Consider the following 24,702-nt stretch of genomic DNA (forward strand, 5'->3'; position numbering starts at 1 on the left):
GTGCTATAACTTTTACCATACAAGCGCTCAAAAACACCTGAGATGTCCTTCATCGTATTGCCACAGCTATAGAGATAGCTCGCAACCTCTCCCATCTCTTTTTCCTGCTCTTTTAATACCCCTAAAATAACGGGCATAAAACCACGCTGACGTGTCCGAGGAACTCGTAACTCAAGCATATTACCACTCGCAAAAATACGACGACCTCGGTAGCCATTACTAACATCTCCAGTATCTTCCTTGTAAAGTTCGCGTTCCCCTTCCATCACGATCTCTACAACCAGCTCCATCAATTCCTTAATTCCTTGCCCTTCAATTATAAAGTTTGAAAGAATTTCCTTAACTTGCACTCGTGTAAGTNTCATACTAATGTCTATCAATTTTGTTAATTGTCATTTTACAAAGATAGCATTATTGGGGCTTACACACTTTTTAGGGACAGTATCGAACGAACCCCTCTCTCAAGCCTACTACCTCAAGGAAGACCTCAGAGAAATATATAATCAACCAACCATTAATGAGGCAGAGGAAAAATTAAACAGTTAGGAATCAATGGCATTAGAAATAGATTCAAAACCTCTAATGTCATTAGCAAATACAATCAAGGTTGCTAAAAAGGAAATACTCGCATGGTATTATGGACGGCTATCAACGGCCAAAGTGGAGGGTATATACAATAAGATTAAAGTGATGAAGAGAAATGCTTACGGATATAGGGATGACGACTACTTCAAACTTAGACTTTTCGCACTACATGACTGCCGTATCACACGAAATATCGGATGAACCTAAGATAAGTTGTTCGTCAATGATTAAAGCGGAAGTCCTTTCAAATCTTGATCTTTAGCTGTTGACTCATAACTTATTATTGAGATTGAAATCTTAGATTTGAGTCAGTTGGATGGAGGAACAATAACTTCTCCATAAAACTCAATGATTCGACCTTGAAAGCAGAAACGTATATAAGAAAGTAATTGGTTCTCGAAATGGAGTTCTACAATAAACTGTTCGTTGAAAACATCATTTACATATTTTGCATTGTATGAAATTCTCCCAGGAATAATTCTTTTTGTAAATCTAGGAAATAGATCTATATGCTCTTTATCCTCTGAAAGGTAAGAAGATTGAAAACGACTTACACGCTTGATGTTCAAATTTCCAATTTCTCCTTCAATTGCAAATTCAATTTCTGAAGCGCTTGCAACAGCAGAAATAATTAAAGAGATATTCCCTTTACTTATACATTGGCCATTTTCCCACTCTTCCCACCTGTTTGTTTTGTACTTAAAGCTTTTATTGAAAAAACTTTTATTGGGGTTCGTATTTACTCCCATAATATTACTATTTTATAACTGCCGTAGTGCCTGTAACAGTGTTATCGCTTAAAGAAACGAGGAACTAAATATACGTAATTTATCTTGAAGTTTTCAGTTGTAATCGTTAGGAAATGAGATCATTATAAATCAATATTATCTTATCGCAAAATTACCCAAAAACCTAATTGCTTCTAGAAAGCTATACGAATATTTCGCTTCTATTCAAAATGTCATCTAAAGAATGTATTACCATTCCTGAGTAGCAAATTTACACAAGCAGGTGGGGCTCGAACCCACGATATAGAGGGTGCCATAAAGGCACCCTCTATCGCTACTAACTGCGATCATCTGCTTAGGTCTCGTAGCAAATATAACTAATAATTAAGATATAACCAAATGGATATCACTCAATTTGCCAAAATGTTCCCTCAAAAGATGGCCGAGGTAAGGAAGTACGTGGAGGGAGAGGGCGTCAAGATAGATATGGGGCGGATAGCCCTTGATCACTTTGATGAGAACTTTGAGAAGGGGGGCTTTGTGGATAGTGTCCTCAACCCGTGGAAAGAAGTGGAGCGTCGCAAGCCCGATTCACCGTGGTTTGGCCACTCAGGGCAGACGGGCAAGCGAAGCCCCGAGCGTATGAATGCTCCCATCCTGCACGGAGAGACTCGTGAGCTACGCCGTGCCACTCGTATGGAGATACTATCCAATGGCGTTCGCATCATCAATAGCACCCCCTATGCAGCAGTGCATCAGTTTGGCGGAAAGGCCAAGATCTACGGCAAGAAGCCATTCACCATGCCCAAGCGTCCTTTTATCGGTCGCTCCAAGGCACTCACCCAAAAGATACAGACCAAGATTTTACAACGACTTAAGGAGCTAGTAAAGTGATAAAATATTTGGTACACAAAACATTTCTATTTGATACCTAAAACATTTCTGTTTGGTACACAAAGTTTTTCACTCCCTTATTTCATATACAAAACAACTCATTAGCAACCGAAAATGAAAACTATCTTTGAGAATGTTGCACGAAGTACCATCCTCTATCTAGAAAAGACCGACAACTAGTCAGTCCTTCTTAATACCAGCAAGTCAAATCTTTTTTAAAAAATGCAGATTTGAGATAAGTTATTGAAGCTAGGCCATAAATTTTGGCTCCAAAATACGGTAGGTAATGATTAAGCAAACGCGCAACTGATTCGGATTGCTATGCTTTGCATGACTTCAAATAACTCTTTGCAAATATAGAATAATAATCTAATTATGGCAAATATCAGATTAATCAATTTTGCACACCAAGTTCTCCATGCTTATAAAATAGAGAACCTCGTGTGCAAACATACTTCTCGGCTGTTTTTAGAAATCTAATTGTTTATAGGAATTTCTACCTCAACCGGAATATTGATCATGTTTTCTATCTTCGTTTTAACCACATTATATAAATCTATATTTTCAACAGGGGTATCCAAAGATATAATTAAAGAATATCGCAACTTTTTATTGTATTGTTTCAAATTGGTACGTGTTTTCCACCAACCTCCGATTGGATAAACAGCAATCAAGTTACACGCAGCTAACTGGGCTGCTGTAAGGTTTAATTCATCAGAATGTATTGACCCTTTATTTCTGTTATCCGCTCCGATTAGCCATCTGGTAGAATCATTCTTACCACGTTCTTCGTTTTCTTTTGCTTCGATTAATTTGTTAATTCTTAATTGAAATGCTCTTTGATCTTCGTCTTCTTGATTTACATCAAACCGCAATCCGCATGATGCATATCTGTATTTATCTTTCCATCCGATTTCACCGGGAGCTGGTTCAATAAAATATGATAAAGTTATCCGCATTGTAACATTCGTTTCTGCAAGTTGCTCTAAAACTTCACGAGGCCAGGGTAGCTCAAAAAAAGTGCATTTCATTTATTTTAGGAGAATTATCTCCTCGATCCTTAATAAAAGGTTGTATTATTTCTTGGGCAACATACGTTAAACCATTTTCAGTACTATAAAACGCTCTTTCTTCGGATGGTACACCATAACCACAATGGCGTAATCTTTTTTCCATATCTCGTCTATTTCTTACCGGGAATTGCATTTCCATACATGAAGTCCATTTTGCAGAATGAACGATTAATCCCCGAATGCTTTCTGCCCACAAATGAGGATACCGAGCTTGCAATTTTCCTGCAAAATTTGCAGCTAATGCCGTTGCTGCACTTGTTGCATTGATAGTATCAAAATAATCACTTTTTTGATAATTCTTACTCGTTGTCATCAATTCTAAATCTTGATGAGAAGAAAATGGGATTTGCGGATCATTGGTTTTATATAAGTTCCCTCCTTCAAACATAACTTCTGGCTTAATTAATGCACTTTTATCCCATAGTGATGACGTTCGAGAAAAGGGACTAATCCCTCCTCCGGGTGCAACACGGGCATATGCTCTTAATTCTTTGCTACCTGAAGCAACTATATTTGTAAACGCCCCGATAGTTAAACCATTCCATGCTTGTGCTGGATTCTGAATTGGTCGAAGACTATGGTTATTAGGATATGCGCTAATAATATCTTTATCCAAATTATTTATATCCCAAATATTACCCGCAGAAACCATAAATAAACGTCCAACCTTGCCATTGTTGTATGCAATTGAATCAACTGCCCCTGACCAAGACGTCGGTTTCCCTTGCTCGCTATCTTCTGCCGTTATTGCCATACAATAGCAAACGTTTTTCCGAGGGAATATAATTTCAGACGTTGAAATTGCTTGTTCTGTCAAAAATCCCCATGCTTCTTTGGGATTAGGACTACTATGTGGATATAATTTAATTGAACCAACATGATTCTCAATTTGTACTTTTTGGGTACTTGCAAGGCAAGAAGACATATCACCATAAATGACAGTTCCACACATTTTTGTACCATGTCCATCTCTATCTGCAATACCCTCTCCAACAACAGAACCACAATTTTGTTCAGGAATTATAGATTCCAAAAGAGGATGTCCATTATTTACACCTGAATCTAATACACAAATAACAGAATCTGTATCTGGGTTAATTTGGACTCTATTACGCAAATCTTCTACCCATTCTTGTTGTTCGCTTCTATACTCATTAAATAGAAATCCAGCCAATACACGTCCGCTACGCAACTCTGCTAATTGGTCTGAACATCCCAATAATTTAGTCAAAGAATCTTTATTTGCATATACAAAAAATACTGATCTTTCGGGAAATGTTAGAATTGAATCTTCTTTGAAGCGAATATTGAGACTTCGTAGAGAATCAATAAATTTGTTATGCTGGATTCCAATATCTTCGGTTGCGGAAGTTCTTATCCAGACTTCATACCAATCATCGTGGTCAGTTGGAAAATCTTCACGATTGTCAGTCCATAATGCTTTCAGAAGAGCTACATTTATATTTTCGATACTGCGGAAGAGAGCATCGTTTTTAGGTTTCCCATTATACTCCTCTGTTGCATATTTATGCAACTTCTCTAAAAGTTTATATTCCTTTCCATGAGGAATGTAAATAGTTGCAAAAGACTGTTCCTGATTATCTTCTATTTTTACTTGACGAATATTTAACAATCGGATACCAGCTTTCTGATCTTCTAAACTTTTTGATACTAAATCATAAGCAGGAGCACCTGCAAATTCGATATAGGTTCCACTTCTCGCAGGCAAGGAAATTGCTGTCATCTGCTGTTTTACTTTTGTGTCATCAACTCTGGCTGCGTCAAATTTCCTTTGTAAATATTCTGCATGCTCTTTTCGGTTGCGCTTAGGTATAAAGAGACCGCCACCTCCACTATCTCTGGGGGAATATTTAATAGCCTTTTTTATCGTTTCAGGGACAATAATATGCTCGTATTTATTCATATGCTATTATTTTAAGTTGTAAGCTGATTTCCTTTCTTGGATTGTCTTTACAACCAAACTGGGAGATATTTTAACCTCATTTATTACGGATTCTTTAATTGCATCTAAACATGCTTGATTTATTTCTGCATGACTTAAAGAAGCTAATTCCGGCAAAATCGAATCAATGTCTTTTTGTGAAAGCTTTCCATTTAATCGGTTTTTAAGCAACTGAACTTTTTCAAAATCGCTTGGAAGCTGATAATGGATTACATCATCAAAACGTCTGAATAAAGCTTGATCTAACAACTCCAAATTGTTAGTTGCTGCAATAATTAAACTATCGGAATGATCTCTTTCAATAAATTGTAAAAATGAATTTAATACTCGGCGCATCTCGCCCACGTCATTATCTTTCCCTCGCTGTCCTCCGATTGCATCAAACTCATCGAAAAGATAAACGGCAGGAACATCTTCAATATAATCGAATATTTGCCGTAATTTAGCACTTGTTTCTCCCATGTATTTCGTTACTATTTTATCCATTAGTACTACGTATATCGGCAAGTGCAACTCATTCGCTATTATTGATGCTGTCATTGTTTTTCCTGTGCCGGGATTTCCCGAAAAAAGAATCTTTCGCCTGTTTTCGAGATTATGTCTAAACAATTTATCTTTATAGGCAAATTCATTAATAATTCTTTCTATCCTTTTTTTTATTTGTGGAGCAACAACTAAATCTGTTAAACGCTCCTGTGGATAAATTTCTAAAAACAAACCTTGCAAATTGGGATCAATATTTTTCAATTTAGGCTTGTTGATTTTGGCAGCATCAATAATTTTTCGTATATCATTAGCTAGATTAGTATGTCCTAATTTAGCTTCATGAGCTGCAATTTGTAATGCAACAGTATTAAATTTCTCGCTATTGTCTTCAAAGTGGCTCTTTACGAGCGTTTTTAATTGATTCGCTGTTGCCATATTATTTCTTATTAATTTGTTCTATATCATTTTTTGAATATAGCAACTCATCTATCTCCACATCAAGAATTGAGGCTATTTTGTATAAAGTTTCAATACTCGGTTGAGTTCGATTCTGTACGTATGAATTAACCATATTAAAACTCTTTCCTAATTGTTCGGCTAACCATTTCTGTTTGATGCCTTTTTTATCAAGTACAAGTTTGATCTTATTCATATATCAAATGCTATTCTGGATTTATTAGTGCAAATATACCAAAAATAACGAGATATAAATATCTCGTCAGCACAAAACATTATTATTTCCCTATGTGGCCTAATTTATTAGGCTATCCGATGTGTTTACGAATAAGTACCAGCTCTGCTATTTCGAATCTGCCTAATAATTCGTTTACCTCCATTTTCGCAGTCTTCCCGTCGTATCGTGCTTTCCTTTCGTTGCAGGTGCAAAGGTGTTTACGAGGTCTTGACGGACATACAAGCCTAGATTCCGCAAGCTGAGTGAGGGGCTACGCATTAGGTGTATATTTATAAGTTAATGACTCTATAAAATAGGAGAAAGTAGTGATTCAAATGCCTATTTATAACAAACTGATAATCAACACCATATAAAATCGAAAACTGAGTTGCAACTAAGCGATCGGCGAGTTGCAACTAAGCAAATGCCGAGATGCAACAAAGCAAATGCTTAGTTGCAACTAAACTTTTGACCACTTAGCTGTTGTCTTTTTTAGGCTGTTGCACGAAGACCAACTACCCTTTATTTGTGGTATGGATTTGTGCACGGATGATAATTATGCACTCCATGTAATAGTCTGCTTATCCATTGATGCCTTGATAAATACCACTCATAAGACTATTCTAATGCGTAACCTCTATATCTCTAATCTGCTATTAACTCCTTTAGGAACTAAAGAGGTGCTCTACCACGACTTTCTGAATACATTATGATAGATATGTGGGTAGAAATGGGTAAATTTGCACTTTGATTAGGTATCTTAAATAATTGAGTAGTAAACGTATGAACTGGATAAGCGAAACTTTTCAAGCCATTGACTTGAATCAAATTGGTAGTGTATTTATAGCTCTGTTTGCAGTGATAGATATTATTGGGGCTATCCCTATCATTATGAATCTCAAGCAAGCAGGGCAGAAGATTGAGCCTTTTAAGACGGTTCTATTCTCTGCGATCATCCTGATTGGTTTTCTATTTTTTGGAGAGTGGTTGCTTAGTTTCTTGAGTATCAATATTCAGAGCTTTGCCGCTGCGGGAGCTATTATCCTATTTTTACTCGCCTTCGAGATGATATTTGGGTATGAGATATTTCGCAATGATGCCCCAGGGGGATCCAACACACTTGTGCCGCTGGTATTTCCGCTCATTGCTGGAGCGGCCTCTTTTACCACACTGCTATCATTTAGAGCCTCGTATGCTCTAGTGAATATCATCATTGCTACACTCCTCAACCTTGTTGTGGTTTATTTCGTTCTTAAGCGTCTTGACGTGGTAGAGCGACTGATCGGGCAAGGTGGTATATTCGTACTCCGCAAGTTCTTTGGCGTGATACTGATGGCGATGTCGGTTAAGTTTTTCACAGAGAACATCTCTTATTTGGTAGGAGTGATTAAATGATTATCAAAAGGCTTTCCCTTACCAATTACAAGAATATCAAAGCAGCTACCTTACAGTTTTCTGACAAGCTCAACTGTATTGTAGGAGGCAATGGTATGGGGAAAACCAATCTACTTGATAGCATCTATATCCTCTCCTTTACCCGCTCGTATCAGTACCTTCCCGACTCCCTAATCATTCACCACGACGAGGAGATGGCGATCGTTTCGGGGGAATACCATCGGGAAGATGGACAGGAGGAGAGTCTCGTTTTGGGGCTCAGCCGTGGGAAGAGTAAAAAACTCAGGCGTAATAAAAAGGAGTACAGCCAGATGTCGGACCATATTGGGCTATTTCCTGCGGTGATGATAGCACCAGGTGATATGGATCTGATAAGAGGTGGCAGTGCCGAACGAAGGAGTTTTATGGACCAAATACTTTGCCAGGAATCTAGGGTCTATCTCTCGGCAGCCAAAGGGTATAAAAACCTATTAGAGCAGAGAAACAGTTTGCTCAAACAACAAATGGGCTTAGATCTATCTCTGATTGAGGTGCTCAACCAACAGATGGCACCTCTTGCTGAGAAGATAACCGCTTTTCGCAATGAATGGATTGGTAGAATCTCACCATTATTTCACAACTATTACAGCACCATCACTAAGGACAAGGAGTGTGTAAAGCTGACGTATGCCACCTCAATAGGAGTGCAAGAGCCTAAGGCAGAGGACTTTCTAACGGCATGGCAAAGCAATCTCCAAGAGGATCTCGCCTGTGGCTATACTAGAGTAGGGCCTCACCGTGATGATTTAATTATGTTGATAGATGACTTTTTGATTCGCAAGATAGGGTCACAAGGTCAGAATAAGAGTTATATGGTGGCTCTCAAGTTGGCTCAGTACAGTCTACTCTGCCAGCTACATCCAGATAACCTACCTATTCTACTCCTAGATGATATCTTTGACAAACTTGATAAGGATCGTGTTGAAAAAATAGTGGAGTTGGTGAGTGACACACGCTTTGGCCAAATTTTTCTGAGCGATACCAACCGTAAGTACTTAGACCAGATACTAGAGAATCTACCTATAGAAGCCTACACGATATTCCAAGCGAACGGTGGCAATTTTCTAGACATCACTCCAAAGCGATGAGGTTTTATAAGACAAAATCTATCCGTGATATTATAGAGGGGTATCGGGAGAAGGAAAGCGGGTTACTGGCTACGATTGAGCTACAAAAGGAGCTTTATGAGCTGTGGAGGGGTCTGTCGGACAAAAGGCTTAATAGCATTAAGGTGACTTTTAAGGTACAAAAAGGGGAGAGGCTAAGTATCATCTGCCCCTCCCCTACTACGCTTAGTTATGTCCGTCAACGTCGCTCTTATATAGTGCAATCACTGATGGATTTTATGTCTGAAAACAATATCCCCCACCTAGAGATTAGGCTCAAATAGCCCGCTTAAAACCAATAGGTCTTTTCCTCAGTCACCAGAGCATCCATACGCTCATCAAAAGGCTCCATCGGAAGTGGCTCTTCCATCACTTGTAGCTGATAAGCGATTGCAATCTTCTTTCTAATCACCTCGTGATGTAGCTCAAAGTAGCGATCATAATAACCTTTGCCACGACCTACTCTACCGCCACAAGCATCAAATGCCACGCCAGGTACTATCATCACCTCAGGTACTAACGCTTTAGAGATGTCATCTTTAGGCTCTAGTATACCATAACCCGACAACTGGTAGTCTTGAGTATTTTGGAGCTTGTAAAAACGGATGGTCTGCTCATCTTCCACACGAGGTACCAGGAGCGTATGCCGACCTTGCTTACCGAGCATTTGGATCAGATAAGAGGTCTCTACTTCATCTGGCATACTGAGGAACAAGGCCACATTAGTTGCCTTTTCCTCTTTGAGCAATTCGAATGCTCGCTCAGCTATCTTCATAGAGATAGTAGTTCGTTCCTCAGGCGAGAGTTGTTTTTTCCTTTGTCTAATTATCGTCCGAATCTCCTTCTTCTCCATCTGTACTGTCGCTCATTTCGATTAAACTTGTAGTTGGTGAAGGTAGAGCAAGTGGGGAATAAATCCCCTGTGAGAATAGCTCTGACGCTTGCTTCACCATTGAGTCACTATAGCACCTCACTCGCCAGGCCTCTTTCTGACCATAAAGATAGTCTACAATAAGAGGATACAATATGTTATTGAGTGGTGTCTCTGCCTGAGAGATAAGGAAACTCCTCCGAGGTAACCCCTTGGACTGTGCAAAGGTAGCTAACTGCCAAACTAGTCCTTGATTATCCAAAAAACTATAGATATTCTGCGTATCCTCAAGACGCTTTAGTAGGTCGCGATGACGATCGGCATAGATAAAGGCAAACTGATGGAGATACCCTCTATTGAGCACCTCAGCATAGTAGCTATTCATACCGATGGTATCTCGCGCCACAAATCTATCTGGCATAATACCTCCACCGCCATACACCTCACGGCCGGCCTTAGTATGATAAACTAAATCACGCTTTATCTTGATGCTATCGGCAGAGAACATCTCACCCCCCAGCACTCTATCAATCCAGTCATGAGCATACTCCTCATCTCCACCGAGCTGGTACTCTCTTTGAATAGAACGTCCAGAGGCAGTATGATATCTAGCAATAGTAAGGTGAACGGAACTGCCATCGTAATACTCAAAAGGCTTCTGCACGAGCCCCTTACCAAAGCTACGACGACCTATTATGATCCCTGCATCATTATCTTGGATAGATCCACTGACAATCTCTGAGGACGAGGCAGACAACTCATTAATAAGCACATAGATTGGGAAGTCTATCAAAGTACCTGTCCCATCGCTATATATATCACTTCGCTTTTGATGAGCTCCATCGGTATAGATAATTAAACTATTACGCGGTAGAACTTCATTGGCCATTCTAAGAGCAGCTTGCATCAAGCCACCGGGATTATCTCTAAGATCTAGAATCAACCCCTTGGCACCCTCATTTCGCAACTTAGCAACTGCCTGCATAAAGTCATCGTAAGTCGACATACCAAACGTACTTACACGGACAAAGCCAAGAGAGTCATTAACCATAAGAGCAGCGTCAACCGTATTGGTATTGACCACTCCCCTCTTCACCTTTACCTCAGAAAGCACGTCGGTATTATATGGGCGTATACCAAGGGTTACGATACTTCCATCACGCCCTTTCAATAGAGAGCGTACTGAGTCAGGAGTAAGCGATTGACCAGTAATATCTCGGCCATCTACCGTGACAATTCTATCCCCAGCCTTCAAACCCGCGATATCTGACGGTCCATTGGGAATGGTCTGTATTACTACAGCGGTATCAATGATGGTATTGAAAGTGATGCCGATACCATAAAAGTAGCCATCAAGAGATTCCTGCTCGGCCTCTCTTTGCTCCGCGGTAAGATAGGTAGAGTGCGGATCTAGCTGACCAATGAGCATCGGGATAAGATCCGAGACCAACTCATCAGGATCTACGCTATCCACGTAGTTTTCAGTAATCATCTGCAGCGTCGCCTTGAGCTTATCCATAGGCGTCACGGCACGTATTAAGGGGTTATTTGACCTTACCTTTAGGCCAATAAAAAAACCTCCTACTAAGAATAGTAAAAGCGATAGGCACACCAATGCCACCTTGACCCACTTCTTCATACAATCACTTCTTTTTGAGAGGCAAACACTCCACCTCTATACCTGCTTTTCGTAAAAGGTCTACACCCTCAGTAAGTCGATACTCCTCTGAATAAACCACCCGCTTAATACCAGCTTGGATAATGAGCTTGGAGCACTCCAAGCAAGGAGCGTGTGTCACATAAACCGTGGCACCGCGGCTATTATTATTGCTTGCCGCGACCTTAGTAATCGCATTGGCCTCGGCATGCAGGACATATGGGTAGGTTTTATTATCCTCATCCTCACAGCAGTTTTCAAAACCCGAAGGTGTCCCATTATACCCATCAGAGATAATCATCTTATCCTTAACCACAAGGGCACCTACCTGTAAGCGCTTACAATACGAGTTTTCTGCCCATATCTCCGCCATTCTTAGATAGCGAAGGTCTACTTCACGCTCCTTTTCACTTCCCGACATAGCTCTTATTACATCTTTTCAGGCATCTCTATACCTAGTAGCCCTACGGCATTCTTCAATACTTCACTTGTAAGATAGGAGAGCAACAACCTTTGATGCCTAATAGCATCATCAGGCTCATTGAGAATGGAGTGATCGTGATAAAACTGGTTGAATTGCTTACCCAGGTCATAAGCATAGCTGGCAATTAGACTTGGGTTAAGCTCCGCACCCGCCTGCTTTACTACCTCACCAAATTCATTGAGTCGCTTCACCAGCTCCACCTCTTTAGGCAAGAGCTCTGCCACCTGTTGTGTAGCATGAAAATCCATACCCTCTGCCTTACGCATGATGCTCTGAATACGAGCATAAGTATACTGTATGAATGGACCAGTATTACCATTGAAGTCAATGGACTCCTTAGGATCGAAGAGCATATTCTTACGTGGCTCTACCTTCAGCAAGAAATACTTCAAAGCACCAAGGCCCACCTTGCGAGCCATCTCCTGTCGCTCCTCCTCCGACATATCAACTGCCCGTCCTTGACCTTCAGATGCCTCTAAAGCGGTATCAATCATCCGATCCATTAGGTCATCTGCATCCACTACAGTACCTTCACGGCTTTTCATCTTGCCATCTGGAAGCTCCACCATTCCATAGGAGAAGTGCTTCAAGTCCTTTCCAAAGGAATAGCCTAACTTATCAAGAATGATAGAAAGCACCTGGAAGTGATAGTCCTGCTCGTTACCTACCACGTAGATCATTTGGTCAATAGGATAGTCTTGATACCTTAGCTTGGCAGTTCCAATGTCTTGAGTGATGTAGACAGAGGTACCATCCGCACGCAAGAGTATCTTCCGGTCGTAGCCCTCTGGTGTAAGGTCAGCCCAAACCGATCCATCAGGATCTTTCACAAAAAGCCCCTCATCGAGACCCCTTAGCACCTCCCGCTTACCGACTAGATAGGTATCACTCTCATAATAGATCTTATCAAAGTCTACCCCTAGCCTGCGATAGGTTTCATCAAAGCCGTCATACACCCAGGTATTCATACTCTTCCAAAGGGTACGCACCTTCTCATCACCTGCCTCCCATTTCTTGAGCATTGCTCTAGCCTCCTGCATAAGGGTGCTCTCTCGCTCCGCTTCTTCAGGGGTAAGCCCCTTTGCTTCAAGCTCCTTTAGCTCTGCTTTATAGTGCTTATCAAATAGCACATAGTAATTACCTACTAGGTGGTCGCCCTTCAAATGAGAGCTTTCTGGCGTCTCACCATTGCCCCACTTCTGCCATGCCAACATAGACTTGCAGATATGGATTCCCCGGTCATTGACAATATTTGTCTTCACCACCCGCTTGCCATTGGCCTCCAATATCTTTGAGATGCTATAACCAAGCAGATTATTTCGGATATGCCCAAGATGAAGTGGCTTATTGGTGTTTGGCGATGAATACTCCACCATGTAAAGAGGTGAATCATTAGTGACCTCCTCAAAGCCATAGTTCTTCACCTTTTTCATCTCCTCTATCTGGCTAGCGAAGAGAGCGGGTTGAAGCTCAATATTCAAAAAACCTTTCACAACGTTATATCCCTTGCAGATAGTGCCGAACTTCTCCACAAGTGCATTACCGACTTCGGTAGCAGTTGCCTCAGGAGCTTTCTTACTCTGACGCAGGTAAGGAAATACTACAAAGGTATAATCACCCTCAAACTCCTTTCTTGTCGGAGCTACCGACACAGAGCTCTCAGATACCCCATAAAGGGAATTAAGTACGTCGCAAAGTGCATTACTCAGCTTTGTTTCTATACTTGTATACTTCATCTTATTATATCAGTTTATTCGTTTCTGTATCAGGGAAAATTACCACAGGCTTATACGAGGCTGCCTCTTCCTCCGTCATCAATGCATAAGATATTATCAGTGCAATATCTCCAGGCTGAAAATGGCGAGCAGCAGCTCCATTAAGGCATATCACGCCGCTTCCTCTTTCGCCTTCTATTACATAAGTCTCTATTCGAGCCCCATTATTGTTGTTGACCACCTGTACCTTTTCATTAGGCAAAAGGTGAGCCGCCTCCATCAGGTCAAGATCTACCGTAATGCTACCAACGTAATTGAGATTGGCATCCGTCACTCTCACACGGTGGATCTTGGATTTCATCATATTTAATAGCATATTGTTTCTGCGTCTAAATGTAGTTGTCGCTATATTCACACAAAGATAACCAAATATAGCTATATATTGACTAGCAATTGCACTGAAAGTTTTGCCTGTCCAATATAATGGGTCATTAAATCAAGTAATCAAAGAAAAGGGCTGTGTCAATAAGCTTTGACACAGCCCTAAGTATATAGGAAAACTAGTTTTTACTAGTATCACTTTGCAAAGGCAACTGCCCTTGTCTCGCGTATCACAGTAATCTTCACTTGTCCTGGATAGGTCATCTCATCTTGAATTCTCTGAGCGATCTCTCCCGATAGCTGCTGTACCTGCCCATCATCCATCTTATCCGCTCCTACAATCACACGAAGCTCACGACCAGCTTGGATAGCATAAGTCTTTATTACACCTGGATAAGATAGCGCCAATTTCTCAAGGTCATTGAGACGCTTTACATACGCTTCGGCAATCTCACGCCTTGCTCCTGGTCTTGCACCACTAATAGCATCACAAGCCTGCACAATAGGAGCAATCAGTGTCTCCATCTCAACCTCTTCGTGGTGCGAACCGACGGCATTACATACATCAGGCTTCTCCTTGTACTTCTCACAAAGCTTCATACCCAAGATAGCGTGAGGTAGCTCAGGCTCCTCATCGCTCACCTTGCCAATATCATGCAACAGGCCAGCACGCATTGCCTTCTTCGGATTCAGTCCAATTTCACTAGCCATCACGGCACAAAGATTGGCAGTCTCTCTAGCGTGCTGAAGTAGATTCTGGCCATAGCTAGAGCGATACTTCATCTTACCAACAAGACGAACCAACTCGGGGTGCATACCATGGATGCCGAGGTCAATCATCGTACGCTTACCAGTCTCGATAATCTCATCCTCAATCTGGCTCTTTACCTTGGCAGCCACCTCTTCAATACGTGCTGGGTGGATACGCCCGTCCTGAACAAGCTGATAAAGAGTCAAGCGAGCAATCTCTCGACGAACAGGGTCAAAGCAACTCAATACAATCGCCTCAGGAGTATCATCTACAATTACCTCCACCCCTGTGGCGGCTTCAAGAGCACGTATATTACGCCCCTCTCTCCCGATGATACGGCCCTTCATCTCATCATTTTCGATATGGAAAACCGTCACGGCATTCTCAATCGCAGTCTCAGTGGCAATACGCTGAATACTCTTTACCACCAGCTTTTTAGCCTCCTGATTAGCAGTCATCCGAGCCTCCTCTACAATCTCATTGACATAGGCAGCGGCACTTGCACGAGCTTCATCACGAATACTCTCTACCAACTGAGCCTTGGCATCCTCTGCGGAAAGACCACAGATCTGCTCCAGCTTCTTTTCCGCCTCTAGCTTCATCTTGGAGAGCTCCTCTTGCTGCTGCTCTGTGGCTAGTATCTGTTGTTGCAACTGTGTCTCTAGCTTCGCCACCTCAGATGCTTTCGCATTCAGATCACTCTGCTGCTTATTGAGTTGTTGCTCTCTATTTTTTAGTTTAGTATCTTGGCTTTGAATACGAGCATCAGCGCTCTGCACCTTGCTCTTCCACGCCGATATCTCCTGCTCTAGCTCAGTGCGTTTCTGTAGAGCCTGCTCCTTCACCTCCAAGAGCCGATCCTTACGGAGTATCTCTATATCTTCCTTAGCCTGTTCAATATAGCTATTCTTCTCCTCCTTAGCTCGTTCTGTGAGCGTCTTCCAAATGTTTTTCCAAAGGATTACACCGCCAATAGCCAATACGGCAAGTGCAATCACCACTGCGATGATTATCTGCATTTTATTCCACTACTAATATATCCACAAAACCTGCTTCTATGCCTTTCGAATTGTGGCAGTAGGTAACAACACTTATCGCTCCGCACAAGCTAGATAGACTCCTCTAGGGAGCTATTGAGACGATTCAGACGCTCCTCAAGCTTTAGCTCACTTTGCTCCTTTCGAAGCCGCTGAAGCTCATTAGCAATATCTAGTGCTACATAACTCAGGAGCTGTTCTCTAGCAACGTGTGGCATCTCAACCCGATAGCGCTCAATGACAGCATTCACCTCATCAGCCGCTCTCCTTAGAGACTGCTCATACTCGGGCGACCTTGGTATGGAGAGGGTCATCCTAACACCTCCAACACGGAGATTAATATCCCAAACGCTAGTGGTATTATGCTCGACCTTATCGCCCATATAGCATTTATATTTTGCCCCTAAGGGCATTGTTACCTATCCTACAATTACTCAATCCGACCATCCAGCAGAGTAATACATTCGTCTATCACCTTAGTGATATCATCCAGCTCTTTTCCCAAGCCTTCCAAAGCTTTTCTTCCTTCAGAGGATGGAGTAGTGACCACTGTAGCGATAGACAGACTTTGCTCCAGTCTTCTAATTTTCTCCTCTTGAGCTTTCTGCTTAGCCAGTAAAGCATCACACTCCTGGCGTTTCATTTCAAGTGCATTTCGCATCTCACCATACTTCCGTATCAGTGTAGCGACCCGTAACTCCAGCTCAATAAGCTGGTCGTAAGCACTGCTCATGCGTATTTCAGAACTCTCAAATGAAGTGAACAATCAAATATCTGTGCAACTCTTAGCAAATCTACATAAAATAAATAGTTGTAGCAAGAAGTACCCCCAATATTTTTAGCTATCAATGCGAATTCAGTGAAAATTAAATATCCACTGTACATTTTATTTCTCAATCGACCTAATAGTAGCTATAATTTGGTTACATTTGCACTTTGATATGTTATGTATTTGCTAAATATATATTGAGATGAAAGAGAGTGTTGAGGTAGGCGGATTACAATTCATCCCCTACCTATCAGAGGAAGAGTTACAACCTGAGGTGGCACGAATGGCTCAGGAGATCATGAGAGATCACGGGGCATCCAACCCACTGTTTGTCTCTATCCTCAATGGTGCATTTATGTTTACCGCTGAGCTGGCTCGTCAGCTCGATTGTGAGTTTGACATTGCCTTTGCCAAATACTCCTCATATGCGGGGCTCTGCTCAACGGGCACCCTCAATGAGATCATGAAGCCAAATATCTCTGTAGAGGGAAGGGTGGTCATCATCCTTGAAGATCTAGTAGATACTGGCTTCACCGTCACCGAGTTGCGAAAGCTCTATATGGAGCGAGGGGCAAAAGAGGTACACGTAGCTGCCATGCTCTCCAAGCCTGGTGCACTGGCTGATTGTGCTCTACCGGCTGAGTATGTGGGTCGTGAGATTCCTAATGATTTCATCGTTGGTTGTGGTCTAGACTACAATGGTGGAGGGCGTATGCTAAGAGACATCTACGTCCTCAAGAAATAAACTAGATATCTTCATTTAAATCAATCAAAGCATTATGCTAAACTTGTTATTATTCGGTCCTCCAGGCTCTGGAAAAGGCACTCAAAGTGAGTTGCTAGCCGAACACTATGGGCTAGAACACATTTCCACCGGCGACCTACTCCGGGAAGAGGTGGCAAAGGGTACGGAATTGAGCCAGGATATTGAAGCTCTAATATCTGTGGGGAAGTTGGTGCCCGACCACTTGATACTTGACTTGCTTTTCAAGCACATCAACCAAATGGATGGCAAAAAGGGACTAATCCTTGATGGCTTCCCTCGAACTTACCATCAGGCAGAGGAGTTAGTAAAGGAATTCAATGCCCGCCAATGGCCAATTCCACTCCTTGTCGCACTGGATGTAGAGGAAGAGGAACTATTAGAGCGACTGCTGGAGCGCGGCAAGGTTTCTGGTCGAAGTGATGATCATGAAGAAACTATTCGCGGTAGATTCAAAGTTTACCACGAGCAATCAGAGCCTGTGATCCAGTTTTTCAAAGAGAGTCATAGCCCTATGATTGAGATAGAAGGTGTGGGAGCCATTGATGAGGTAACTGCAAATCTGGTCAGAGGGATAGATCAATTCATTAAAGAGTCAAACAATTAAGCTTATAATACAATGGCCGAATCCAACTTCGTGGACTATGTAAAGCTCGTCTGCCGGTCAGGCAGAGGAGGCGCTGGGTCTTCACACTTCCGACGCGAGAAGTTTGTTCCCAAAGGAGGCCCCGATGGTGGAAATGGCGGACGTGGTGGCCATGTATACATTCGGGGTAACCGAAACTACTGGACACTAATCCACCTACGGTACGACCGACATATCTTTGCCACTGATGGTGCACACGGCGGCGCCAAAAATAGTACCGGTAAGGATGGCAAGGACGTCTATATAGATGTGCCACTGGGCACTGTGGTCTATGATGCCGATACGGGTGACTACATCTGCGAGGTACGCGAACACGATGAGGTGATTATGCTACTTGAGGGAGGAATGGGTGGACTAGGCAATACCAACTTTGCCACTGCCACCAACCAAGCCCCTCGCTATGCACAGCCAGGGCAGCCAAGTAGGGAAATGACCGTAGTGATGCAGCTAAAGATGCTGGCCGATGTAGGATTGGTAGGCTTCCCCAATGCGGGCAAGTCCACCCTACTATCCATCGTCTCTGCTGCTAAGCCAAAGATTGCCGACTACCCCTTTACCACTCTTGAGCCCAATCTCGGAATCGTCAATTACCGTGACGGCCGCTCCTTTGTGATGGCCGATATCCCTGGTATCATTGAGGGAGCATCAGAGGGGAGAGGGCTAGGTCTTCGCTTCCTAAGGCATATTGAGCGCAACTCCGTGCTCCTATTCATCATCCCCGCCGACACTGCGGATATCGCAAAGGAGTACCAGATCCTGCTTAATGAGCTTCAGCAATACAATCCTGAGCTGATGGCAAAGAATAAGATTCTTGGCATCTCCAAAGCCGATCTTATTGATGAGGAGCTTCAAGAACTACTAATGCCAACACTTCCTGAAGGGGTTGAGCATGTCTTTTTCTCCGCAGTCACTGGCAAGGGGGTTCAAGAACTAAAGGATCTCATCTGGCACAGCATCACGGTCAATAACTTCCACGATGTCAGCCCCTTGGTACAGCAGAATATGCACCTTACACTCTCGGGCATAGACTTTGATGAGGACACCCTCTACTACAAAGAGGAAACCGACGAAGAGGTTGATGACAATGCTGGCGGTCGGATGCTAGACGAAGACCCTTGGCACTAACGTTAAATAGAAGTCAAAAATAAGATAGGCTTTGGTCATAAGACCGGAGCCTATCTCTTTTATAGGCGGATATGTACCGCTCCAGACTGTGGGTCGAACTCAATTTGGTCCGAACTAAAGAGTTGCTGGATATATTGGCTCTCCTTCATCTCAGGAGTGGGAAGGGTAGTCAGTTGTTGATCGTGGATCAGCATAATTCGGTTGCAGAGCTGTAGAGCAACATCCAAATCATGAGTACTAAAGACGATCACCTTTTGCCGCTCCGAAGAGAGCCTCTTAAGAAGTAGCGCTAGGTCGTACCGGTTAGGCAGGTCGAGAAAAGCCGTTGGCTCATCTAGCAGGATAACTGGCGTATCTTGGGCTAAAGCCCTTGCAATCATCACTCGTTGATTTTCCCCATCACTGATCTGGCTCACATACCTATGGGCAAGATGGGAGATACCCACTAGTTCCAGCGACTCCTCCACCACCGCTCTATCATGATTAGAGAGGCGCCCCATTCTATTCGTGTAAGGACTTCTCCCCAAGCCCACCACCTCAAAAGCGGTCAGTTGAGGCGCTCTACTTCTTCGGGTGGTCACGACACTCATCAGCCTAGCTCGCTGCGACTCACTCAGCTGATGGATAGGTTGCTCACCCACTAGCACTGTCCCCGATAGTAGGGGGAGCAGACCAGCAAGATGTCTTAAAAGCGTACTCTTACCCGCACCATTTCTTCCCAATAATGCCACAAGGTCGCCACTCTCCAATAGCGCATTGGCACCCTCGACCAAAGGAGTTTGATACCCCACCGAGACCTCTTTCAGCTCTACCTTCATCGCTTGGATAATTGGCTAAAGACCACCTTTAGAATAATAGGAATACCCAATAAAGCCGTAACCGAGTTAATCGGTATCACTAGCCACTTAGCAATCATATCGCAGAGTAGCATAGCAATTCCACCCATAAGCATTGTAGCAGGGAGCAAAACCGCATGATCGGAAGTGCGAAAGATATAGCGTGTGGCATGAGGCATCGCCAGACCAATAAAACCAATCGGGCCGCAGTAAGTCGTCACCGTACCAGCCATCAACGTAGTAGCACCAAAAACCATCATACGTGTCCGCTTTCGATTCATGCCCATCGTTTGAGCATACTCGTCACCCAGCAATTGCAGATTGAGCGACTTGATAGAGAGGAAAGAAAGCAAAAGCCCCACTGCCATTACAGGAACCAATAGCTGCAGATGGCTACGAGTAATACTTGAAAAAGAACCAAGACTCCATAGCGTGTAGAGCTTGAGCTGCTCCGCACTCGAGTAGTATTGAAGTATCTGAATGATAGAGGAGACAATATAGCTCAGCATCACACCGACCACCAGCACCCCGAAGATATTGGCTATCTTACGGCTCAGCATCAGGATCAGAAAAAGCACCAAGAGGGCACCCAGCCATCCAGCACCTAAGACACCAAAGTCCAGTACCCACTGTGGCACCGCACTCCCCAGCAGTGGAACGCCCAGCATAAAGAGTGCCACACCAAGGCTCGTACCCGAACTAACCCCCAAGATATAGGGATCGGCAAGAGGGTTTTCAAACATCGTCTGCATCATCAACCCACAGACCGGTAGAGAAATCCCAACGATCAAAGCCACCAATACCCGCGTGAGCCTCACCTTAGTGATGATATACCCTACCCCTTCATTACCACCTCCTAGAAAAGCCTGTATCACCTCGCTAGGAGCGTATAGCACATCCCCCACCAAAAGGTCGCCAATAAAGAATAGCAACAGTAGCAGGATAAGAACCACAAAGTAAGCCCCTCGCCTAGACATCACTCCACAGCTATATGACGGTAAAAGTAAAGAGTATGCTCCTGAAGCTCTGGATGAAAGATCTCTATTAAGTCTTTAAGGATCAGGTCGGGACGAACAATCCCCTCTTGATAATAGGCTGTACCACCAGCCTCAGAGATAATCGCATTATTATTGTAGAGATGATCCAATTGGATGGGGCGAATCTCCTTGGCATGCGTCCGCAATACCTCAGGGAGCTCTTTGTAGCTGGTTGCCATGCCAAGTCCAATCCAGTAATCAGCCTTAGAGAGTTTTTCCAACGCCTCCTCCATACCAATATGCGACACATCTCCAGCCTCTTTCTCGCCAGTCTCAGGGATAGCCCCTGCATCTCTGATGAGCGAAGCGGTCACACTCTGTTTCGCAGGCAACACCCACACATCGTTGAATGGAGTATTGAGCATCACCCGAGGTCGCTCCTCCTCAGGCACATTGGCAACAATAGCAAGTGCCTCTTGATAGTTGTGCACTATCTGTTGGAAGCCCGAGATTCCCTTCTCTCGTTGGTCAAGAATCTCGGCAAACATTATCACCCACTCACTCTTTCCCAAAGCAGAAGGCTCCAAATAAGCACCACTATATATATAAGGTATCCCCAACTCCTCCAACTTATCGGTCATAAGCGTTTCGGCATCAGAGACTCCGTAGCAAAAGACCACATCGGGACGCAACCCCACAAGGGTTTCATACTGCATCTGCTCACCTAAGTCTACCACCCCATTCTTAGGGTCGGTAAGATAATCATTAATCAGATACTGCAGCCCACTCACACCCACCACTCTCCGCTCATAGCCGAGGTACTCCAGCATCCCCACATGCGTAGTTGATAGTGCTACCAATCGTTCTGCACCCGCCTTCACCACCTGACCGGTAAAACCTTCAGGTGCTTTCTCTCCATTTCGCTCCACATAGGTATCCATCACCACTCCACTAGCTCCCTGCCAAGGGTTGGTAATTCTGATGATCGTACTCTCCTGCCCTTCAATCGAATAGATAGTAAAGCCAGTAGCATATTCAGGAGTATACAGAGGGGTCAGCAGCTCCTCATAGCTCTTCGACTCCTTTCCGCAAGCAAAGAGCAAGCAGGCAATCAGATAAATGGATAGATGTCTCAGTTTCATAGTTAAAGATATTTTTGGGAGTTGATGAAATTGGTAAAGAAAGTACTATAAGTAGTTAAGGGATCATCTTCTTAAAGTGATCCCATAGATTAATCAGCAAATAAAGCCCTAGTGCCAATGCCAAGCCACTAAAGCTCCACAGGATCACCCCCACTATCGCCACAGCAACCACCACTCCTATACGAGTCAGGTGTCCAGCTCTACTCATGGTGGTAGAACCCTTAAGGGAAAACATAGGGATCTCCGATATCAATAGGTAGGAGAGGAGCAATACCACAATCCCATAGAGGGGGTAGACCTTGTACTTAATAGTCAGGGGCACGGTACTAATCACACTGGCATTCGTCAAAGTATAATAGGCGAGCCCAGCAAGGAAAAGTGCATTAGCTGGTGTAGGAAGCCCAATAAAAGAGACCGTCTGGCGCGTATCGTGATTAAACTTTGCCAGTCGATAGACCGAGGCAGGAACCACCACCAGAGCCAGCTCTGGTAGAGGGAAATTGATCGCCTCGAGTGCCACCGTCATCATCATAGAGGGCGCCACCCCGAAGGAGATCACATCGCAAAGCGAGTCAATATCCTTGCCCAGAGGTGAGAAAGCTTGGAGCTTTCTCGCGGTAAAGCCATCAAAGAAGTCCATCACCGCCGCCAAAAGCATAAAGATAATTGCCGTAAATAGGTCGCCATACTTCAGGGCATAGCAGGTCGCCAAGGTGCCAAAAAAGGCATTGCCTAGGCTGATGAGATTGGGGATATGCTTACGAATCTTCATGATCTACTGATATACACATTAGCTTTGGCTCTGATCCACCTTAGGCAAGACCGCCATCAGCGTCTCATTACCCCAAACCACCTGACCGAGCTCCACTTTGATCTCACTCCCCAGTGGTAGGAAGAGATCCACCCGCGAACCGAACTTGATGAAGCCAAGTGGCTCATCCGTCTCGTATCGCTCGCCCACCTCGGCATAAGTGATGATACGCCTTGCCACTGCGCCAGCTATCTGACGCACCAGCACCTGCTGTCCATGCTCCGTCTGGATCAAAATGGTACTCCGCTCATTCTCCACACTACTCTTAGGTAGGTTGGCACTCATAAAGCGCCCATTATGGTGGTCAAGATAAGTCACCTTACCAGCAATTGGAAACCACTGAGCATGCACATTGAAGATGGTCATAAAGGTAGAAATCTGAATACAATCGCACTTAAGGATTTCGGGCTCATAGACACGCTCTATCACCACAATCTTACCATCTGTAGCCGCCAGCACCGCACGAGGGTCGGTAGACTGCTGCTTACGCTTTGGAAATCGATAAAAGTTAAAGGAGAGCCCTAGCAAGATCACCACACAAACCAGCCAAATCCAAAAAGGCACCTTCGACTCTACAAGGATATAGAGAAATACCAATGAGAGTCCCAAGAGCACGGTCGCCCCCACCAAAAAGGCTAGCCCCTCCGTATGTACACGCAATAAGCGCTTTTCACGCTTCGACATAAACCAAATACTTATATAGACACTATGCCCAATTGATTACTTAAAAGTCCACTTAAGACCCACGGTAGGAAGCACGTAAAACTTATCTGGGGCCAGCATACTGTAGGAGACCTTCACCTCTGTACCAAGGCTCAGATTAAAGTCATCGTGGACACCGACAAACTGATTGAGGTTCACCCAAAACTGAGGCTCTGCAAGGAAATTTACCCCACTCTTCACCCCCTCAAGGTTTTGAGTGCTTAGGGTGCCAAAGCCACAGAGTGTAAAGACACGGTTCCAACTGGTCCAGCTCCAAGTGGTATGGAGGGTCATATTATGAGGCTTCGCCCACCCTTGGTCATAGCGATACGCCATATTGACTCCGAAGTAAGTCTGGCGTGCCACATCGCTATACTTCCATGCCACACCACCGAGGTAAGAGTGGTTGAAAGCGGTCTCGCTTCCTCTTGCCAATCCACCATTATACTGGGTAAGGATATAGATTGGTGCCTTCCAAAACTTCGTATAGCGGTGTATCTGAGTATAAGCATTTTGCAAGTTACCATCCCCCATATTCATATCCACGAATAAGAAGTTGCTACCCCACTTATCCGAGGATAGATGCTGGATCGTCACCAAATTGGCTGGAAGATGCCCCTCCTTCAGCTCCTCATAAAAATACTTACCTACAATATGGTGATACTCCACCTGAGTCTGTGCCTTAGCTACAGAAAAGAGCGATAGAAAAAGTACCGCTACCACTAGTTTTAGTTGAACTCTCATCTCTTGTATATTCATTAATTTAACATCTAAAAGCAAAGCTACAAAAAATATCACAGTTGCAGAGGCATAACTCCAACGCTTGCATGGGTTACGCATTAGGAGTAAATGTATAAGTTAATGACCCTATAAAAAAGGAGGGAGTAGTGGCCCAAAAAGTCCATTTATAACAAACTGATATTCAATACTATATAAAAGAGAAAACTGAGTTGCAACTAAGCGATCGGCGAGTTGCAACTAAGCAAATGCCGAGATGCAACAAAGCAATTGCTTAGTTGCAACTAAACTTTTGGCCACTTAGCTGTTGCTTTTTTAGGCAGTTGTACGAAGACCATCAGCCCCCTTATTTGTG

General features: G+C 43.5%; 28 protein-coding genes. 8 read left to right on the forward strand and 20 right to left on the reverse strand.

Going from position 1 to position 24,702, the window contains the following annotated elements; all coding sequences use genetic code 11:
- Positions 1-365: transposase (locus A3GK_RS0107830; RefSeq protein WP_018028906.1), on the reverse strand; the 365-nt coding region annotated here is incomplete at its 3' end.
- 187 nt (positions 366-552) lie between these two features.
- On the opposite strand from A3GK_RS0107830, the gene A3GK_RS0107835 reads away from it, so the two are divergent.
- Entirely contained in the window at positions 553-786 is a 234-nt protein-coding gene (locus A3GK_RS0107835; protein ID WP_018028907.1) for a transposase, read from the forward strand.
- 107 nt (positions 787-893) lie between these two features.
- Here A3GK_RS0107835 and A3GK_RS0107840 read toward each other — a convergent pair whose 3' ends face one another.
- A complete protein-coding gene (locus A3GK_RS0107840) occupies positions 894-1,334 on the reverse strand; it encodes a hypothetical protein (protein ID WP_018028908.1) in 441 nt (146 codons plus the stop codon).
- A gap of 378 nt (positions 1,335-1,712) precedes the next feature.
- On the opposite strand from A3GK_RS0107840, the gene A3GK_RS0107845 reads away from it, so the two are divergent.
- Positions 1,713-2,207, forward strand: coding sequence for a phage virion morphogenesis protein (locus A3GK_RS0107845; protein ID WP_018028909.1), 495 nt, complete (start codon positions 1,713-1,715; stop codon positions 2,205-2,207).
- 476 nt (positions 2,208-2,683) lie between these two features.
- Here the strand turns inward: A3GK_RS0107845 and A3GK_RS11065 are convergent, their stop codons facing one another.
- Genes A3GK_RS11065 through A3GK_RS0107860 form a run of 4 tightly spaced genes read right to left on the reverse strand, consistent with a single transcriptional unit; the run spans position 2,684 to position 6,381 of the window.
- Positions 2,684-3,238: a hypothetical protein gene (locus A3GK_RS11065; protein WP_051052332.1), complete on the reverse strand. Its 555-nt coding sequence runs from the start codon at positions 3,236-3,238 to the stop codon at positions 2,684-2,686.
- Positions 3,219-5,204 (reverse strand): S8 family peptidase, encoded by a 1,986-nt coding sequence (locus tag A3GK_RS10665; protein ID WP_051052334.1) that lies wholly within the window; start codon positions 5,202-5,204, stop codon positions 3,219-3,221. The genes A3GK_RS11065 and A3GK_RS10665 overlap by 20 nt, the downstream gene beginning before the upstream one ends.
- A 6-nt stretch (positions 5,205-5,210) precedes the next feature.
- The gene (locus A3GK_RS0107855) at positions 5,211-6,164 is read right to left on the reverse strand and encodes an AAA family ATPase (RefSeq protein WP_018028910.1); all 954 of its coding nucleotides are present in this window, start codon (positions 6,162-6,164) and stop codon (positions 5,211-5,213) included.
- Between the two features lies 1 nt (position 6,165).
- Complete coding sequence (locus tag A3GK_RS0107860) at positions 6,166-6,381, reverse strand: helix-turn-helix domain-containing protein (protein ID WP_018028911.1); 216 nt, start codon at positions 6,379-6,381, stop codon at positions 6,166-6,168.
- Between the two features lie 804 nt (positions 6,382-7,185).
- On the opposite strand from A3GK_RS0107860, the gene A3GK_RS0107865 reads away from it, so the two are divergent.
- Genes A3GK_RS0107865 through A3GK_RS0107875 form a run of 3 tightly spaced genes read left to right on the forward strand, consistent with a single transcriptional unit; the run spans position 7,186 to position 9,226 of the window.
- Positions 7,186-7,797 (forward strand): MarC family protein, encoded by a 612-nt coding sequence (locus tag A3GK_RS0107865; protein WP_018028912.1) that lies wholly within the window; start codon positions 7,186-7,188, stop codon positions 7,795-7,797.
- Complete coding sequence (gene recF / locus A3GK_RS0107870) at positions 7,794-8,924, forward strand: DNA replication/repair protein RecF (RefSeq protein WP_018028913.1); 1,131 nt, start codon at positions 7,794-7,796, stop codon at positions 8,922-8,924. Before A3GK_RS0107865 ends, recF begins: the two co-directional genes overlap by 4 nt.
- On the forward strand, positions 8,921-9,226 hold the full coding sequence (locus A3GK_RS0107875) for a hypothetical protein (protein ID WP_018028914.1): 306 nt from the start codon (positions 8,921-8,923) through the stop codon (positions 9,224-9,226). The genes recF and A3GK_RS0107875 overlap by 4 nt, the downstream gene beginning before the upstream one ends.
- 5 nt (positions 9,227-9,231) lie before the next feature.
- Here the strand turns inward: A3GK_RS0107875 and A3GK_RS0107880 are convergent, their stop codons facing one another.
- The 8 genes from A3GK_RS0107880 to A3GK_RS0107915 form a co-directional block, all read right to left on the reverse strand.
- Entirely contained in the window at positions 9,232-9,795 is a 564-nt protein-coding gene (locus tag A3GK_RS0107880; protein ID WP_040576071.1) for a 5-formyltetrahydrofolate cyclo-ligase, read from the reverse strand.
- Positions 9,764-11,452: a S41 family peptidase gene (locus tag A3GK_RS0107885; RefSeq protein WP_018028916.1), complete on the reverse strand. Its 1,689-nt coding sequence runs from the start codon at positions 11,450-11,452 to the stop codon at positions 9,764-9,766. Before A3GK_RS0107885 ends, A3GK_RS0107880 begins: the two co-directional genes overlap by 32 nt.
- 4 nt (positions 11,453-11,456) lie before the next feature.
- Entirely contained in the window at positions 11,457-11,891 is a 435-nt protein-coding gene (locus A3GK_RS0107890; RefSeq protein ID WP_018028917.1) for a deoxycytidylate deaminase, read from the reverse strand.
- A gap of 8 nt (positions 11,892-11,899) precedes the next feature.
- Complete coding sequence (gene argS / locus A3GK_RS0107895) at positions 11,900-13,690, reverse strand: arginine--tRNA ligase (protein WP_018028918.1); 1,791 nt, start codon at positions 13,688-13,690, stop codon at positions 11,900-11,902.
- A gap of 4 nt (positions 13,691-13,694) precedes the next feature.
- Complete coding sequence (panD, locus tag A3GK_RS0107900; protein WP_018028919.1) at positions 13,695-14,045, reverse strand: aspartate 1-decarboxylase; 351 nt, start codon at positions 14,043-14,045, stop codon at positions 13,695-13,697.
- A 200-nt stretch (positions 14,046-14,245) separates the two neighbouring features.
- A complete protein-coding gene (rny, locus tag A3GK_RS0107905) occupies positions 14,246-15,814 on the reverse strand; it encodes a ribonuclease Y (RefSeq protein ID WP_026161803.1) in 1,569 nt (522 codons plus the stop codon).
- A gap of 95 nt (positions 15,815-15,909) precedes the next feature.
- Entirely contained in the window at positions 15,910-16,221 is a 312-nt protein-coding gene (locus A3GK_RS0107910) for a cell division protein ZapA (RefSeq protein ID WP_018028921.1), read from the reverse strand.
- A 47-nt stretch (positions 16,222-16,268) separates the two neighbouring features.
- On the reverse strand, positions 16,269-16,571 hold the full coding sequence (locus tag A3GK_RS0107915) for a hypothetical protein (RefSeq protein ID WP_018028922.1): 303 nt from the start codon (positions 16,569-16,571) through the stop codon (positions 16,269-16,271).
- Positions 16,572-16,809: 238 nt separating this feature from the next.
- Here A3GK_RS0107915 and A3GK_RS0107920 point away from each other — a divergent pair, with 238 nt between their 5' ends.
- Genes A3GK_RS0107920 through obgE form a run of 3 tightly spaced genes read left to right on the forward strand, consistent with a single transcriptional unit; the run spans position 16,810 to position 19,141 of the window.
- Positions 16,810-17,352 carry a phosphoribosyltransferase gene (locus A3GK_RS0107920; protein WP_018028923.1) on the forward strand — a complete coding sequence of 181 codons (543 nt, stop codon included), beginning with the start codon at positions 16,810-16,812 and terminating at the stop codon, positions 17,350-17,352.
- 34 nt (positions 17,353-17,386) lie between these two features.
- A complete protein-coding gene (locus A3GK_RS0107925; RefSeq protein ID WP_018028924.1) occupies positions 17,387-17,977 on the forward strand; it encodes an adenylate kinase in 591 nt (196 codons plus the stop codon).
- A gap of 12 nt (positions 17,978-17,989) precedes the next feature.
- Positions 17,990-19,141 carry a GTPase ObgE gene (gene obgE / locus A3GK_RS0107930; protein WP_018028925.1) on the forward strand — a complete coding sequence of 384 codons (1,152 nt, stop codon included), beginning with the start codon at positions 17,990-17,992 and terminating at the stop codon, positions 19,139-19,141.
- Between the two features lie 59 nt (positions 19,142-19,200).
- Here the strand turns inward: obgE and A3GK_RS0107935 are convergent, their stop codons facing one another.
- Genes A3GK_RS0107935 through A3GK_RS0107960 form a run of 6 tightly spaced genes read right to left on the reverse strand, consistent with a single transcriptional unit; the run spans position 19,201 to position 24,368 of the window.
- Positions 19,201-19,959 (reverse strand): ABC transporter ATP-binding protein, encoded by a 759-nt coding sequence (locus A3GK_RS0107935; protein WP_018028926.1) that lies wholly within the window; start codon positions 19,957-19,959, stop codon positions 19,201-19,203.
- Positions 19,956-20,954 carry a FecCD family ABC transporter permease gene (locus tag A3GK_RS0107940; RefSeq protein WP_018028927.1) on the reverse strand — a complete coding sequence of 333 codons (999 nt, stop codon included), beginning with the start codon at positions 20,952-20,954 and terminating at the stop codon, positions 19,956-19,958. Before A3GK_RS0107940 ends, A3GK_RS0107935 begins: the two co-directional genes overlap by 4 nt.
- Positions 20,954-22,096, reverse strand: coding sequence for an ABC transporter substrate-binding protein (locus A3GK_RS0107945; RefSeq protein ID WP_018028928.1), 1,143 nt, complete (start codon positions 22,094-22,096; stop codon positions 20,954-20,956). Before A3GK_RS0107945 ends, A3GK_RS0107940 begins: the two co-directional genes overlap by 1 nt.
- 55 nt (positions 22,097-22,151) lie before the next feature.
- Positions 22,152-22,868: a CDP-diacylglycerol--serine O-phosphatidyltransferase gene (gene pssA / locus A3GK_RS0107950; protein WP_018028929.1), complete on the reverse strand. Its 717-nt coding sequence runs from the start codon at positions 22,866-22,868 to the stop codon at positions 22,152-22,154.
- Between the two features lie 18 nt (positions 22,869-22,886).
- Positions 22,887-23,567 (reverse strand): phosphatidylserine decarboxylase family protein, encoded by a 681-nt coding sequence (locus A3GK_RS0107955; protein WP_026161804.1) that lies wholly within the window; start codon positions 23,565-23,567, stop codon positions 22,887-22,889.
- Positions 23,568-23,627: 60 nt separating this feature from the next.
- Positions 23,628-24,368, reverse strand: coding sequence for a DUF5020 family protein (locus A3GK_RS0107960; protein WP_018028931.1), 741 nt, complete (start codon positions 24,366-24,368; stop codon positions 23,628-23,630).
- Between the last annotated feature and the right edge of the window lie 334 nt (positions 24,369-24,702).

It is taken from the genome of Porphyromonas somerae DSM 23386 (assembly GCF_000372405.1).
Classification (GTDB): Bacteria; Bacteroidota; Bacteroidia; order Bacteroidales; family Porphyromonadaceae; genus Porphyromonas_A; species Porphyromonas_A somerae.